The 13,432-nt window shown below is 66.2% G+C and carries 15 protein-coding genes; 9 read left to right on the top strand and 6 right to left on the bottom strand.

Annotated elements, in window-relative coordinates; translation table 11 throughout:
• Window positions 1–38 precede the first annotated feature (38 nt).
• Together parC and SB4_RS10655 are read left to right on the top strand one after the other, a co-directional pair.
• Window positions 39–2,291 (top strand): DNA topoisomerase IV subunit A, encoded by a 2,253-nt coding sequence (gene parC, locus SB4_RS10660; RefSeq protein ID WP_058752545.1) that lies wholly within the window; start codon window positions 39–41, stop codon window positions 2,289–2,291.
• 186 nt (window positions 2,292–2,477) lie between these two features.
• Window positions 2,478–4,088 carry a putative bifunctional diguanylate cyclase/phosphodiesterase gene (locus tag SB4_RS10655; protein ID WP_058752544.1) on the top strand — a complete coding sequence of 537 codons (1,611 nt, stop codon included), beginning with the start codon at window positions 2,478–2,480 and terminating at the stop codon, window positions 4,086–4,088.
• Here SB4_RS10655 and SB4_RS10650 read toward each other — a convergent pair.
• From SB4_RS10650 to SB4_RS10635, 4 genes are read right to left on the bottom strand one after another with little or no spacing between them, the layout of a single operon-like run.
• A complete protein-coding gene (locus SB4_RS10650) occupies window positions 4,085–5,245 on the bottom strand; it encodes a CCA tRNA nucleotidyltransferase (protein ID WP_058752543.1) in 1,161 nt (386 codons plus the stop codon). The two genes, SB4_RS10655 and SB4_RS10650, sit on opposite strands and share 4 nt — an antisense overlap.
• Window positions 5,233–5,826 carry a CoA pyrophosphatase gene (locus SB4_RS10645; RefSeq protein ID WP_058752542.1) on the bottom strand — a complete coding sequence of 198 codons (594 nt, stop codon included), beginning with the start codon at window positions 5,824–5,826 and terminating at the stop codon, window positions 5,233–5,235. Before SB4_RS10645 ends, SB4_RS10650 begins: the two co-directional genes overlap by 13 nt.
• Complete coding sequence (locus SB4_RS10640; RefSeq protein WP_058752570.1) at window positions 5,823–6,395, bottom strand: DUF1285 domain-containing protein; 573 nt, start codon at window positions 6,393–6,395, stop codon at window positions 5,823–5,825. The genes SB4_RS10645 and SB4_RS10640 overlap by 4 nt, the downstream gene beginning before the upstream one ends.
• 47 nt (window positions 6,396–6,442) lie before the next feature.
• Complete coding sequence (locus SB4_RS10635) at window positions 6,443–6,955, bottom strand: GNAT family N-acetyltransferase (protein ID WP_058752569.1); 513 nt, start codon at window positions 6,953–6,955, stop codon at window positions 6,443–6,445.
• 125 nt (window positions 6,956–7,080) lie between these two features.
• Here SB4_RS10635 and SB4_RS10630 point away from each other — a divergent pair, with 125 nt between their 5' ends.
• Both SB4_RS10630 and SB4_RS10625 read left to right on the top strand, forming a co-directional pair.
• Entirely contained in the window at window positions 7,081–7,449 is a 369-nt protein-coding gene (locus SB4_RS10630; protein WP_058717425.1) for a dihydroneopterin aldolase, read from the top strand.
• A 5-nt stretch (window positions 7,450–7,454) separates the two neighbouring features.
• The gene (locus tag SB4_RS10625) at window positions 7,455–7,742 is read left to right on the top strand and encodes a Rossmann fold domain-containing protein (RefSeq protein ID WP_058752541.1); all 288 of its coding nucleotides are present in this window, start codon (window positions 7,455–7,457) and stop codon (window positions 7,740–7,742) included.
• Here SB4_RS10625 and SB4_RS10620 read toward each other — a convergent pair.
• Window positions 7,718–8,611, bottom strand: coding sequence for a hypothetical protein (locus SB4_RS10620; protein WP_193753794.1), 894 nt, complete (start codon window positions 8,609–8,611; stop codon window positions 7,718–7,720). The genes SB4_RS10625 and SB4_RS10620 overlap by 25 nt on opposite strands.
• Window positions 8,612–8,826: 215 nt before the next feature.
• Here SB4_RS10620 and SB4_RS10615 point away from each other — a divergent pair, with 215 nt between their 5' ends.
• The 5 genes from SB4_RS10615 to SB4_RS10595 all read left to right on the top strand — a co-directional run bounded on the left by SB4_RS10615 (window position 8,827) and on the right by SB4_RS10595 (window position 12,018).
• Complete coding sequence (locus SB4_RS10615; protein WP_058752540.1) at window positions 8,827–9,444, top strand: energy transducer TonB; 618 nt, start codon at window positions 8,827–8,829, stop codon at window positions 9,442–9,444.
• 51 nt (window positions 9,445–9,495) lie between these two features.
• The gene (locus SB4_RS10610) at window positions 9,496–10,290 is read left to right on the top strand and encodes a MotA/TolQ/ExbB proton channel family protein (protein ID WP_058717751.1); all 795 of its coding nucleotides are present in this window, start codon (window positions 9,496–9,498) and stop codon (window positions 10,288–10,290) included.
• A gap of 101 nt (window positions 10,291–10,391) precedes the next feature.
• A complete protein-coding gene (locus tag SB4_RS10605; protein ID WP_058717752.1) occupies window positions 10,392–10,865 on the top strand; it encodes an ExbD/TolR family protein in 474 nt (157 codons plus the stop codon).
• 34 nt (window positions 10,866–10,899) lie between these two features.
• Window positions 10,900–11,325: an ExbD/TolR family protein gene (locus tag SB4_RS10600; protein ID WP_058717753.1), complete on the top strand. Its 426-nt coding sequence runs from the start codon at window positions 10,900–10,902 to the stop codon at window positions 11,323–11,325.
• A 333-nt stretch (window positions 11,326–11,658) separates the two neighbouring features.
• A complete protein-coding gene (locus tag SB4_RS10595; RefSeq protein WP_058717771.1) occupies window positions 11,659–12,018 on the top strand; it encodes a tetratricopeptide repeat protein in 360 nt (119 codons plus the stop codon).
• Window positions 12,019–12,273: 255 nt separating this feature from the next.
• Here the strand turns inward: SB4_RS10595 and dcd are convergent, their stop codons facing one another.
• Complete coding sequence (gene dcd, locus SB4_RS10590) at window positions 12,274–12,828, bottom strand: dCTP deaminase (RefSeq protein ID WP_058717772.1); 555 nt, start codon at window positions 12,826–12,828, stop codon at window positions 12,274–12,276.
• Window positions 12,829–13,432: the final 604 nt, after the last annotated feature.

Below are 13,432 nucleotides of genomic sequence, written 5' to 3'. Positions count from 1 at the left end.
TGCCCCTCGGGCGCGGGCTTGCTAGAAGCTCGGCTTCCATGGCGATCGATCTCCGCGACAATCCTCCCGTCGGCATATTGGATGCCCCCTTCGACAGTGCGCTGTCGGAGCGGTATCTGGTCTATGCGCTGTCCACGATCACCGCGCGCTCGCTGCCCGATGTGCGTGACGGGCTGAAGCCTGTTCACCGGCGTCTTCTTTGGGCGATGCGGCTGCTGAAGCTCGATCCGGCCTCGGGCTATAAGAAGTGCGCGCGCGTCGTCGGCGACGTGATCGGTAAATACCATCCGCATGGCGATCAGTCGGTCTATGACGCGATGGTCCGCCTGGCGCAGGATTTCGCGTTGCGGTATCCGCTGGTCGACGGGCAGGGCAATTTCGGCAATATCGACGGCGATAACGCCGCCGCTTACCGTTATACCGAGGCACGGCTGACCCAGGTCGCGATCGACCTGATGGACGGCCTGGACGAAGACGCCGTCGCCTATCGCCCGACCTATAATGGCGAAGAACAGGAGCCGGAGCTGTTTCCCGGCCTGTTCCCGAACCTGCTGGCGAACGGCGCGAGCGGCATCGCGGTCGGCATGGCGACTAGCATCCCGCCGCACAATGCCGCCGAGCTGCTGGAGGCCGCGATCCTGCTGGTCGATCAGCCGGATGCGGACGACGATGCGATCCTGGCGCTGGTCAAGGGACCAGACTTTCCGACCGGCGGCATGGTCGTCGATGCGCCCGCCATCCTGCGTGAAAGCTATACGACGGGGCGGGGCGGCTTCCGCGTTCGCGCCCGCTGGGAGATCGAGCGTGAGAAGGGCGGCGGCTGGCAGATCGTCGTCAGCGAGATTCCCTACGGCGTCGCCAAGGGCAAGCTGATCGAACAGATCGCCACGCTCATCAACGACAAGAAGTTGCCGATCCTGGCCGATGTGCGTGACGAATCGGATGCGCAGGTCCGCATCGTCCTCGAACCGCGCGCGCGCACCGTCGATCCGCAGGTGCTGATGGACGGCCTGTTCCGCTTCTCCGACCTGGAGACGCGGGTCAGCCTGAACCTCAACGTGCTCGACAAGGATCGCACCCCGCGCGTCATGTCCTTGCGCGAGGCGCTGGCCGCCTGGGTCGATCATCAGTTCGTCGTGCTGCGTCGACGCTCCGAGCACCGGCTGAGCAAGATCGCCGACCGCATCGAGCTGCTCGACGGCTATCTGGTCGCTTATCTCAACCTCGACCGGGTGATCGAGATCATCCGCACCGAGGACGAACCCAAGGCGGTCATGATCGAGGAGTTTCGCCTGACCGACCGTCAGGCCGAGGCGATCCTGAACATGCGCCTGCGGTCCTTGCGGCGGCTGGAGGAGTTCGAGATTCGCGGCGAGCGCGACAAGCTCGACAAGGAACGCGAGCAGTTGACGCTATTGCTCGGCTCCGAGCAGCGCCAGCGGACGCGGATGAAGAAGGACCTAGCGAAGATTCGCGACCGTTATGGTCCCGAAACCGCTTTGGGCGCGCGTCGCACCGCGATCGAGGAAGCCGCCCCGACCCGCGATATCCCGCTGGAGGCGATGATCGAGCGCGAGCCGATCACCGTCATCCTGTCGCAGCGCGGCTGGATTCGCGCGATGAAGGGGCATGTCGACCTCGCTTCGGCCGACACCGCGAAGTTCAAGGAGGGCGACGGCCCGGCCTTCGCCTTCCATGCCCAGACGACCGACAAGCTGCTGCTGGCGGCGGCGAACGGGCGGTTCTTCACGCTGGCGGCGGACAAGCTGCCCGGCGGACGCGGCTTTGGCGAGCCGGTGCGGGCGATGATCGATCTGGACGGATCGATCGGTATCGTCGGGTTCCTGCCCGCCTCGCGGAGCCCCAAGCTGCTGGTCGCCGCCTCGGACGGGCGCGGTTTCATCGTGCCTGCCGCCGATACCATTGCCGAGACTCGCAAGGGCAAGACGGTGCTGACGCCGCGCGCAGGCGCGACGTTGAAGGTCGTGCGGCCGGTCGGTGTCGAGCATGACTATGTCGCGGCGATCGGGGACAATCGCAAGCTGCTGGTCTTCCCGCTGACCGAGTTCGTCGAGCTGTCGCGTGGGACGGGCGTCCAGTTGCAGCGTTATCGCGACGGTGGCCTGTCGGACGCGACGACGTTCGCGTTCAAGGACGGGCTCAGCTGGCCGATGGGCGGCGATACCGGGCGGGTGCGGACGGAGACCGATCTGTCGGCCTGGCGTACCGCACGCGGCGCGGCGGGACGGATGCCGCCCACCGGCTTCCCGCGCGACAACCGTTTCGACTGAGCGGTCGGCCCCGTTGCGGAACGGGGCGGGGGTATCGCGCGGCCGATTGGAACCATTTGCGATCGAACTCCCTGGGCGACTTTGCGTCGGAATTTAGGCGGTTTTAACGTTCGCCCGCTAGGCCATCCAAAGATGGCTTCGATTGCGTATCCGGCGAAACGCTCCACGACACGGCACGTCGGGTCGATGACGTCGTGCGCCATCGGTATCATGGCCATTCCCGCTGCCGAGATTTCGGCGGCCGGGGGCAAGATCGACATCGTGGCCGCCAATGACGCGTTCCGACGCGCCTGCCTGCACGATGGACTGACCCAGGCGATGCTGCTGGCCGAGTTGATCGACCGAGTCGAGCCGTTCCTGGCGTCGGACCGCCAGTCGATCGAATTCCCGATGCAGCTGGGCGATGTGATCGACGCCCGCTATTTCCAGGCCACGCTGACCCGCTCGGCGGAAGACCAGTCCGATGCCTGCGTCCTGATGCTGGTCGACCAAACCGCGCAGCACCACACCGAGCGCAGCCTGCGTCGGGAGATGACGACCGACAGCCTGACCGGCCTGCCCAACCGGCAAGGTTTCGGCGACCTGATCGAGGCGGTGATGGCCACCGGTCAGCGCCATGCGGTGCTGGTGATCGACATCAACCGGTTCGGCCGGTTGAACGCCTGCATGGGCTCGCTGGTCGGCGACGAGCTGCTCATCACGGTCGCGCGTCGCTTGAGAGGGGCGCTGCGGTCGCGCGACTCGATCGGGCGGATCGGGGGCAACGAGTTCGGCATCCTGATGATGATCGACGGCAGCGAGGACGAGGCGCATGTCCTGGCCGACCGTATCGATCGCGCGCTTCGTGCGCCGTTCCGGCTGACCGATTATGAAGTGAATGTCGAAGGATCGGTGGGCATCGCCTTCAACGAGGGCCCTGACGACGATGCAGAGGAACTGATCCGGCACGCCCAGTTCGCGGTAAAGCACGCCAAGGCGGCGGGCCGCACGCAAATCTATCACCCCCAGGCCTTCACCATCGCTCGCGCCCAGTTCGCGATGGAAACCGCGCTTCGCCGCGCCATTGAGCAGGACGAACTGCATCTGGCCTATCAGCCGATCTGCGACCTGTCCTCCGGCAAGACGGTGTCGTTCGAGGCGCTCGCGCGGTGGTGCGACGCCGATGGCAGGCATCACTCGCCCGCCGATTTCATCCCGGTCGCCGAGGAATCGGGGCTGATCATGCCGCTCGGCCGCTGGGCGGTCACCAAGGCGCTGGGGCAGCTGGCGGCGTGGGACCGCGCCGCCGGTGGCGACTGCGGCGTGCGCATGTCGGTCAACGTCTCAGCGATCCAACTGCAGCGCGACGACATTCCGACGATGATCCGGGACGCGCTGGCCGATACGGGCATTGCGGGCGAGCGGCTGACGCTGGAGCTGACCGAAAGCGCGATTGTCGGCGACCCCGACCGGGTGACCGCGATCCTGGAGGCGTTGAAGGCGCTGGGCACCACGATCGCGATGGACGATTTCGGCACCGGCTATTCCAGCCTGGCCTATCTTCAGAAGCTGCCGATCGATGTGCTCAAGATCGACCGCAGCTTCGTCTCGGGTATGTTGGCGGACCGCGACAAGATCGCGATCGTCCGCGCGATCCTGGGCCTCGCCCAGGCGCTGGGCATGAAGACCACCGCCGAGGGGATCGAGGCGGTCGAGCTGGGCCAGACGCTGGCGGCGCTAGGCTGTACCTATGGGCAAGGCTATTATTATTCGCGGCCGCTCGAACCCGATGCCGCCTGGGCGCTGATCGCGCGTTAGGCCTGAGCCACCGCCGCGTCGGCCAGTTCGCCGACCCGCGCCGCATCGGGAAAGCCTTCCGCGATCCACTGCGTCTCGACCTGACGGAGCAGCCGCGCGACCTCTGGCCCCTTGCTGATCCCGCGCTCGACCAAGGCTCCGCCGGTCAGCGGCAGGGCAGGGGGCGTCCAGTCACGAAGCGGTTCGATCGACTCGCCCGCCAACAACAACCGGTCGACCGCGCCGACCATCCCCGTGCGATAGGCGAGCGCGCGGGGCCCCTCGTCACCCGGTCCTGCGGTGGCTGCGATCAGTCGCTTGCGATCCGTGTTGGACAGCTTCAGCCGGGCGCCCACCGGCTCGGCGGCCTGGGGCGGTAGCAGCGCGGCGAGTCGCCGGATCGCATCTGGGGCGACCCCTGCGGCCTCTTCTCGCTCGGCCAGCGCGGTCAGCCGGGCGACGCCTTCGGCATCGATCTCGGGAATGACGGCGCGGAAGATACCCTGCTCGACCATCAGTGCGACGACCGGCACCGCGCGCGCCGCGACCAGCAGTTTGAGCAGTTCGGCGGCGATCCGCTCGCGCGACAGGGCCATCAGATCGTTGGCACGCGCGGCGCAGGCGGCCAGCCCGGCCTCGTCCACGGCATCGCCGAACCGCGCATGAAAGCGGAAGAAGCGCAGGATGCGCAGATGATCTTCGGCAATGCGCTGCAACGGATCGCCGATGAAGCGGACGCGCCCCGCCTTCAGGTCGTCCAGCCCACCGAAATAGTCGAAGATCCGCCCCGTCGCCGGATCGGCGTAGAGCGCGTTCATCGTGAAGTCGCGCCGGCCTGCATCCTCGCGCCAGTCGTCGGTGAAGGCGACGACGGCATGGCGGCCATCGGTCGACACGTCGCGGCGCAGCGTCGTTACCTCGACCGGCCCGTCGGGCAGGACGGCCGTAATCGTGCCGTGCGCGATACCGGTGGGCACGGGCTTGAACCCGCTGTCGCGCACGCGGTCGATCACGGTTGCGGGAGAGAGCGGCGTCGCCAGGTCGATATCGGCGACGGGAATGCCCAACAGGCTGTCGCGCACCGCGCCCCCGACGAAGCGCGCCTCCAGCCGCTCGGCCAGCGCGACCAGCTCGGGACGGTCGGCCCAAGGCGTCTCGCTTGGGCTCATGCCGTCCATTGCAGTCGCCGCGACAGGTTGACGATCATCGCGGCAGTCGCGCCCCAGATGCGCCGGTCGTTCCATATTATCTCATAGAAATGGCGGGTCTGGCCGCGCCACGGCGCGCTGACCCGGTGGTGATGGGCAGGATCGAGCAGGAAGGACAGAGGCACCTCGAACAGCGCGGCCACTTCCGCCTCGGCGGGTGTCAGGATCAGGTCGGGCGGAATGACGCCCAGCACCGGCGTCACCTCGAACCCCGTGACGGTGCGATAGCGGTCGGCCAGCCCGACCACGGTCACCGCGCGGGGCGACAGGCCGATCTCCTCCTCCGCTTCGCGCAGCGCGGTCGCGACCAGATCGACGTCACCCGGATCGGCGCGCCCGCCGGGAAAGGCGACCTGGCCCGCATGATTGCGCAGGCTCTCGGTCCGCTGGGTCAGGACGACACCCGGCTCGGCCCGCTCGGTCACCGGGACCAGCACGGCGGCGGCGGTGGGCGGCGCGCTCAAATCATGCGGCTCGACGCCGTCGCCGGTCAGCAAGTCCTGAGCCGGGATACGCGCCATCGCCTGAGCCAGCCTTTCGGCCAGCGTCATGCGGGCGTCGCCGGGGTCAAGGGAAAGAAGGCACCCTGGCTCCACAGGCCGGGTTGCGCCTCGTCCTCGGCCAGCGCCAACTCGGCCAGCTCATAATAGACCGGCCGCGCGATCAGCGCCTCCAGCCCGTCCCGCACATGAAGATAGGGTCGGGGGCCATCCTCACCCTCGACGAAGCGTAAAGGATGGTCGGGCCCGGCGGCGACCAGATCGCCGGTGTTGAGCTGGAACACCAGTCGCGCGTCACGGCCTTTGCCCTCGGCCTTCAGCGTGGTGGCGACGAAGGGCGCGTCCTCGACCGTGATGTCGAGCTTTTCGACCGGCGTGACCAGGACATGGCGGCCATCGGGCTCTCGGCGCAGGATGGTGGAGAACAGCCGGACCATCGCCGGGCGGGTGATCGGGCTGCCCTGGTGAAACCAGGTGCCGTCGCGGGCGATCCGCATCTCGCTGTCACCGCAATGGGTCGGGTTCCACTGCGCGACGGGGGGCAGCTTCTGCGCCTCCATCGCCTGGACGATTTCGGCCAGGCTGAGCGCGGACAGGTCGGGGGGCGGTGCCATCGGCATGATGCGGTCGAGGTAGGGACGCAAAGGCTCCAGGTAAAGCCCGGCGCTCAACCCGCCGCCGGATCGGGGCCGAGTATCCCGGCCAGCGCAGGCACATCGGGCCCACGCGCCAGCAGGCGGTGCCGCTCGACCGGGCCGGGCAGGCGCCAGTTGGCAGTCCGCTCGGCGGTGAAGCCGAAGAAGCGGCCATAATATTCCGGGTCGCCGATCAGCATCATCGCGCGGTCCAGCCCTTGCGCGGCGGCGACGTCCAGCATGTGGCCGAGCAGTTCGCGCCCGATGCCGCCCTGCTGATGATCGGGCTCGACCGCGACCGGCCCCACCATCACCATGGGATGCGCGGTGCCCCGGTCGTCGGTCAGTGCGACCGGCCAGCACTGGATCGACCCGATCAGCGTATCGCCCTCCATCGCGGCGAAGCACAAGGTGGCGATCGGCTGGACGCTGCCCCGCACCTTATAGGCGGTGCGCGCCTGCCGCCCCGGCGGGAAGGCACGGTCGAGCAGCGCCTCGACCGCATCGGGGGCGACCGCGTCGAGCGGGGCGAGGGCGGTCTTCACGGTCAAGGGCCAGGGGTCCGGTGACGGGAGGGGGACGCGCGCCCTTAGCGCGACGGGGCGGCGATGCAAGCCTTGCGTGGGCCCGGACCCTTCCCTTGCCCGCTCGCTCTGCTAGAGGCGCTGGCATGGAAGACCGTCTCCAACTCGAAGTCCACGACCTCGAAGTCCAGGTGCTGACCGGCATCTATTCCGAGGAAACCCATCTGCCGCAGCCGCTGCGCATCTCGCTGACGGTCGATCTTGACTGTCCGGCGCGCTACACGCCCGACAGCCCGCTGACCGAGTCGAAGAATTATCTCGACCTGAAACACGCCGCGACCCACTTGCCCGAAGGCGTGCATTTCACGCTGATCGAGGGGGTTGCGGACCATATCTGCGACACGCTCTTCCTGCAGGACAAGCGGGTGACGCGGGTGCAGGTGAAGATCGTGAAGCTGGCCATCGCCGAAGATGGCGAGGCGATCGGCATCACCCTGGTCCGGCACCGGCGCTGAGCGGCATGACCGCGCGGCGACTCGATCTGGCGCCCGACGCCGATATCGTCCGCACGGTCGCTGCGCATCCCGGCGTCGATCTGGTGCTGGTGATTCAGCCGGGCCGCGATTCGATCGCCCAGGCGATGGTCGAGGCGGCGGTCGCGCCGCTGGCGGTGGCGGCGGCGCCATCGGCACGCATCAACGCCGTGCTGGTCGGTGAGGGGGCGGGGGAGGCGGCGGTCGCGGCGGCGGCCGCCTATCTTGCCGCCGCCCATGCCGTCACCGGTCAGTTGCTGGGCGTCGGCACCTGACGCTCGCGTCCGCAGGGGCCCAGCTTCTGCAGCACGAAGCGATAATCGTCGCGCGCCGCCTGCGCATCCTCGGGCGACAGCGAGGCGGTGCTGCGATCGGGCAGCGATTCCGGCAGCGCACAGGCCAGCCGATACCAGAGCAACGTATCGCGCGCCGGCGGCGCGGCCGATTCGTCGACGATCTCGCTCAGCGCCACCGCATAGCGACGCTCTTCGCCCGGACGGCGAAGCACCGATAGGGAAACGGGGCGATTGTTCGCGGTGGTCAGGAAAATCTGCGTCTCGCCCTCGCCGGGCAGGGTGCCCGGCACGTAAAAGGCGTTGCCGACGCCGGTGATGACCGGCGGCGCGTCCGCCGACAGGGCGTCGCGGGTGATGGTACGGCTGCGCTGTTCCGTGTCGGGCGTCCAGGGCAGCTGGGCGTCGGGCGCGACCAGCTGCAACTGGTCGGCTGCGTTCGGTACCCGGCGCGCATAGACCAGGACACGCATCTTGCGCAGCTTGGGCGCGCGTCCCCGCGCATCGGTCGCCGCATCGAACAGATAACCGACCCGCGAGGGCAGGCCGCCCGCGCCGCGGATCAGTGCGCCGACATCCGCCTCGACATAAAAACGCTGATGGCCGGGCGCGACCCCGGCCGCCTCCGCTCCCTTGATCGCGGTCGCCGACCGGATGGTCACATCGGCAATAACGGGGGCCGACATCACCAGATCGGCCAGATCGGCATAGCCAGGCCCTGTTGGCGCTACCATCGAATCGCCCGGCGGCATCGACGGCGCGGTGGCGACCTGGGCGAAAACGGGGACAGTAAGGACGGGAATCGCCAGCGTCAAAACGCAAGCGCGAATGGCGTGGGGCAGCGGATTCATCGTTTCGCGCTACTCCTTTGGCCGTTAACGGTACAGAAATAATTTCGTCACGGGACGGTTGTACGTTTATTACGTCCGACAAACTGATTGCACCGCGCCAGCCGTCACGATAGGGTCCAAGGCTCTGCCGCATGCCGTAAGAGCATGGCAGGAGTTTCCCACGTCCCCACGCTACGGCGAGGCGAAACTGGCAGACTGAGGAGTTTCGTTGCTGAATGGCCTATACTGACCAGAAGATGTCCGGGGGCAAGGTGGTCGCGATCGTTATCGTCGTGCTCATCCATGCTGCCCTGGGCTATGCCTTCGTCACGGGGCTGGCTTACCAGTACGTGAAGAAGGCGACCGAGAAGCTCAACACGTTCGACGTGCAAGAGCCGCCGCCGCCGACCACGGTGGTGACGCCGCCGCCCGTCGTTCCGTTGCCCAGCCAGGCACCGACGATGGCCACGACGAACGTCATCCCCGTGAGCCAGCCGACCGCGCCGCCGGCCCCGCCTGCACCGCCGGCTCCGCCTGCGCCGCCGGCCCCGGTGATCTCGAAGGCCGCCGGTCTGAAGGGTAACCCGGGTCAGTTCTTCGGTCCCGACGCCTATCCGCCCTCGGCCCAGCGCGAAGGCGCGGAAGGTCGCGTGTCGGCCAAGCTGTCGATCGGCACCGATGGCCGCGTGACCGAATGCTCGATCCTGTCGAGCAGCGGCAACCGGGCCCTGGACGATGCGACGTGCCGCATTTCGAAGGCGCGCGTCCGCTTCACCCCGGCGCTCGACCAGAGCGGCAGCCCGATCTCGTCGAGCTACACGCTTAATATCCGTTGGCAGCTGCCACAGGAATAACGGCTAAAAGCCGAAACAACCCAACGCTTTAGTCAGAGGACCTAACCAACCATGCTCACCACCATCCTCGCCGCGGGCGGCGCAGCGGCCGGTGCCGAAAATCCGTACGGCCTGGGCCAGGCCCTGAAGGAAGGCGGCCTCATCTCGCAGTCGGTGTTCACCATCCTCTGCTTGATGTCGATCGTCTCCTTCTACATCCTGTTCTCGAAGCTGTTCGAGCAGCAGAAGATCATCAACCAGGCGAAGCGCGTTCGTCAGAGCTTCTGGTCGTCGAACTCGCTGCGCGAAGGTTCGGCCAAGCTCGAGAAGAACTCGGCCTACAAGCAGATCGTCGACGACGGTCTGGCCGCGCAGGACCAGCACTCGAAGCTGACCGATCCGGTCGAAGCGCATGACTGGCTGCACGGCTCGCTGGCGCGTTCGGAAGCCGCGATCAACTCGAAGCTGGGCGGCGGTCTCGCCTTCCTGGCGACCGTCGGTGCGACCGCGCCGTTCATCGGTCTGTTCGGGACGGTTATCGGCATCTACCGCGCGCTCATCAAGATCGGCTCGTCGGGCCAGGCCTCGATCGACGCCGTCGCCGGTCCGGTCGGTGAAGCGCTCATCATGACCGCTCTGGGTCTGGTCGTCGCGGTTCCGGCCGTGCTCGCCTACAACTGGCTGCAGCGTCGCAACAAGGGCATCGCCGAAGACCTGTCGTCGTTCTCGAACGACGTGCTGGGCTTCCTGGCCTCGAACGGTGCGGTTCGTCCGGCCGTTGCCGGCGCCGCCAAGCCGGCCGCCGTCAAGGCTCCGGCTGGCACCACCACGGCCGGTCAGGCCGGTGGCGTTCAGACCCGCGCCTGAGCTTAAGGGGGCGGAGCGGCGGTTTTCGGATCGTCGCTCCGCCACCCCCCGTCGGTCCAGTTCGGACCGGCGATAGAATGCATGGATAGGATAGCTCTCTCATGGCGATGAGCGTTGGCGGGGACTCCGCCGAGAAACCGATGTCGGAGATAAACACGACGCCCCTCGTGGACGTCATGCTGGTTCTCCTCATCATCTTCCTGATCGCGGTTCCGGTCGTGATTCAGACCGTCAAGTTGAAGCTGCCGAACGTCCGCTTCGACCCGACGACGACCAAGCCCGAAAACGTGTCGCTCTCGGTCACCAGCGAGAATGGCCAGTGCAAGGTCTATTGGGGTCTGAGCCCCGTGACCTCGACTGAGCTGCGTGACCGCGCGGTGGCGAAGCTGAAGGCCGAAGTCGAACGGCTTGGCCCGAACATCACGCCGGATCAGCTGCCCGAGGCGCATATTCGCGGCGACGTGAATGCGCCCTACCGTTGCATCGGCGGCACCATCTATACGATGCAGTCGGCGGGTTTTTCCCGCGTCGGCTTCATCTCCGAGCCGCCCCCCGGCGGCAACCCCCGCGCCTGATCGGCCGGGCGGACACAATAGGAGTTAGCACGCCATGGCAATGAGCGCCGGATCTGATGATGGCGAGCCGATGATGGACATGAACACGACGCCGTTGATCGACGTCATGCTCGTGCTCCTCATCATGTTCATCATCACCATCCCGATCCAGACTCACGCGGTGAAGGTCGACCTCCCCGTCAACTCGCCTAACAATCAGCCGATTGTGAACAGCGAGAAGAACAAGGTGGGTATCGACGCTGCTGGCATCGTGACCTGGAACGGTGCCCCGGTCGACGAAGTGACGCTGCGCCAATATCTGGACCAGACCGCTTCGATGAACCCGGAGCCCGAACTGCACTTCCAGCCGGCGCCCGACGCAAAGTACGCCAAGGTCGACGAGACCCTGGCCGTGATCAAGCGTTCGGCGGTCAAGAAGCTCGGCTTCATCGGCAACGAGCAGTATCGCAACGACTTCTGATCCTTCGCGATCAGGTCGATGACGAATATCAGGCGGTCTCTTCGGAGGCCGCCTTTTTTCGTTTTGCGGAATTTAGCCGGAGTACCCGCCACTCCACTCCATCCTAACGGCGATCCGATTAAACCGGTAGCAAAGCCTGAACGGCTCTTTTTGCGCAATGGGGCGGAAGGAGAGGCACTCGGTTGTCCTCTCGAGCGGCTCCTCCCAAGGCCCTTTGCCGAGTGCGAGAATCCGGCATGGCGCTCCATTAGATCCACGTATCTTTCGCCGCTTGCGTATGTTTCACAAAAGTGACACTCTGAAGTCACAAAAATGAAACATAGGAGAATGGATATGCGTGGAGTCGTTTCGGTTTTGCTTGTGGCGGCGGCGGGCATGGCGGCCCCGGCCATGGCCCAGGACTCGTGGCCGCAGCGCACGGGGTTTCAGGAAATTGCCGCAGGGAATTTCCTGGGTGCAGAGCGAACCTTGCTGGAAGAACGCCGCGCCAATCCGAAGAGCCCTGAACTGATGCTCAACCTTGCCGCCGTCTATGCCAAGACCGGTCGCGCCGCCGATGCGCGCGCGCTGTATGACGCCGTGCTGCAGGAAAAGCCGATCGCGATGGACATGCCCTCGGGCGCGATCCTGTCGTCGCACACCGTGGCCCGCACCGGGCTGCGCCATCTGCCGCAGGCGATCGCCGCGCGGTAAGTCCGAAAGGCAGGTCCAGGCGGCGATACGTCTGGACTTGCCCTCCATGCAGGGCGCGACGGTCCCGCGTCCGGCGTTTACGACGCTCCCAATGGGTTTGATCGCGTCACGGGTTGATGCCAGCGATCAGGCAGCCAAGGCAATCATGTGCCTGACCTCGGCCAGAGAGTAAGCCGCTCCTATACCTTCCATTCAGGACTTCGCCGGGACTAGCGTTCTGCTAGTGTCAGCCTCGCCCCGCGCGATGCCGTAGCGTTACAGGCGCGGCAGCGTCACACCGCGCTGACCCATATATTTGCCCGCCCGGTCGGCATAGCTGGTCTCGCAGGGCTCGTTGCCCTTCAGGAACAGAAACTGGCACGCGCCTTCATTGGCGTAGATTTTCGCCGGCAGCGGCGTGGTGTTGGAAAACTCCAGCGTCACATGTCCCTCCCAGCCCGGCTCCAGGGGCGTGACGTTCACGATGATGCCGCAGCGGGCATAGGTCGACTTGCCCAGGCAGATGACCAGCACATCGCGCGGCACCCGGAAATATTCGACCGTGCGCGCCAGCGCGAAGCTGTTGGGCGGGATGATGCAGACGTCGGTCTTGCGGTCGACGAAGCTGTTCGACGCGAAGTCCTTGGGGTCGACGACGGCACTGTCGACATTGGTGAAGATCTTGAACTCGTCCGCCACCCGCGCGTCATAGCCATAGGAGGACAGGCCATAGCTGATGCAGCCGTCGCGGCGCTGGTTCTCGACGAATGGTTCGATCATCGCCTGGTTCTGTGCGGCTTCGCGAATCCAGCGGTCGGACAGGATCGACATCTTCATTTCCTTCAGGTTTGGCCGCTCATCGCCGGATCGCGGGGGGAGGGCAAGCGCCAACCTCCGAAAAGCGGCCTGTGGTCGACGTCACGTCAAGCGGTACGATGCTGTCCATGACTAGCATGCCTATCGGGCGCTCTGGGTTCCCGCATCGGGGCGGCGTTGCTGATTGCCCAGGATTCTAAGGGGGGCGGGGTGTGATGCGCGGCTGGCACCATTCCTCGCGGTCACTTCACCGGAGAGGTGTCGCGGTTCGTCCAAACCGATGTTGCCTCGATACGCGTCAAGAGAAGAGCTGGCAGCCTAAGGTGGTGGGTTCACGCGAAGTCGCGATGCCGCGAAGAAGAATGATGTTCGCGCGGAGGCGCGGAGACACGGAGGGGGGTATCCGATCGTAAGCGATGACCGGTCATCGCCAACGGGCGGGAGACTTTAATTCCTCTTCTCCGCGCCTCCGCGTCTCCGCGCGATTCAATCTTAGCGTCTTCGCGCCTTCGCGTGAAAAATCAGTTGCCATCACGGCGTGAGCGGCAGGTTATTTGCCACCACCACGGCGCCAAAACTCACGAAGATTCGTTCGCGCAGAGGCGCGGAGGACGCAGAG

Source organism: Sphingomonas sanguinis, assembly GCF_001476905.1.
Taxonomy (GTDB): domain Bacteria; phylum Pseudomonadota; class Alphaproteobacteria; order Sphingomonadales; family Sphingomonadaceae; genus Sphingomonas; species Sphingomonas sanguinis_B.
This window is presented reverse-complemented; position numbering and strand designations above follow the sequence as displayed.

Excerpts from the sequence above, each read along its gene's own strand:
- parC (WP_058752545.1), top strand. The coding sequence starts at position 39 with ATGGCGATCGATCTCCGCGACAATCCTCCCGTCGGCATATTGGATGCC.
- SB4_RS10655 (WP_058752544.1), top strand. The coding sequence starts at position 2,478 with ATGACGTCGTGCGCCATCGGTATCATGGCCATTCCCGCTGCCGAGATT.
- SB4_RS10650 (WP_058752543.1), bottom strand. The coding sequence starts at position 5,245 with ATGGACGGCATGAGCCCAAGCGAGACGCCTTGGGCCGACCGTCCCGAG.
- SB4_RS10645 (WP_058752542.1), bottom strand. The coding sequence starts at position 5,826 with ATGACGCTGGCCGAAAGGCTGGCTCAGGCGATGGCGCGTATCCCGGCT.
- SB4_RS10640 (WP_058752570.1), bottom strand. The coding sequence starts at position 6,395 with ATGCCGATGGCACCGCCCCCCGACCTGTCCGCGCTCAGCCTGGCCGAA.
- SB4_RS10630 (WP_058717425.1), top strand. The coding sequence starts at position 7,081 with ATGGAAGACCGTCTCCAACTCGAAGTCCACGACCTCGAAGTCCAGGTG.
- SB4_RS10625 (WP_058752541.1), top strand. The coding sequence starts at position 7,455 with ATGACCGCGCGGCGACTCGATCTGGCGCCCGACGCCGATATCGTCCGC.
- SB4_RS10620 (WP_193753794.1), bottom strand. The coding sequence starts at position 8,611 with ATGAATCCGCTGCCCCACGCCATTCGCGCTTGCGTTTTGACGCTGGCG.
- SB4_RS10615 (WP_058752540.1), top strand. The coding sequence starts at position 8,827 with ATGGCCTATACTGACCAGAAGATGTCCGGGGGCAAGGTGGTCGCGATC.
- SB4_RS10610 (WP_058717751.1), top strand. The coding sequence starts at position 9,496 with ATGCTCACCACCATCCTCGCCGCGGGCGGCGCAGCGGCCGGTGCCGAA.
- SB4_RS10605 (WP_058717752.1), top strand. The coding sequence starts at position 10,392 with ATGGCGATGAGCGTTGGCGGGGACTCCGCCGAGAAACCGATGTCGGAG.
- SB4_RS10600 (WP_058717753.1), top strand. The coding sequence starts at position 10,900 with ATGGCAATGAGCGCCGGATCTGATGATGGCGAGCCGATGATGGACATG.
- SB4_RS10595 (WP_058717771.1), top strand. The coding sequence starts at position 11,659 with ATGCGTGGAGTCGTTTCGGTTTTGCTTGTGGCGGCGGCGGGCATGGCG.
- dcd (WP_058717772.1), bottom strand. The coding sequence starts at position 12,828 with ATGTCGATCCTGTCCGACCGCTGGATTCGCGAAGCCGCACAGAACCAG.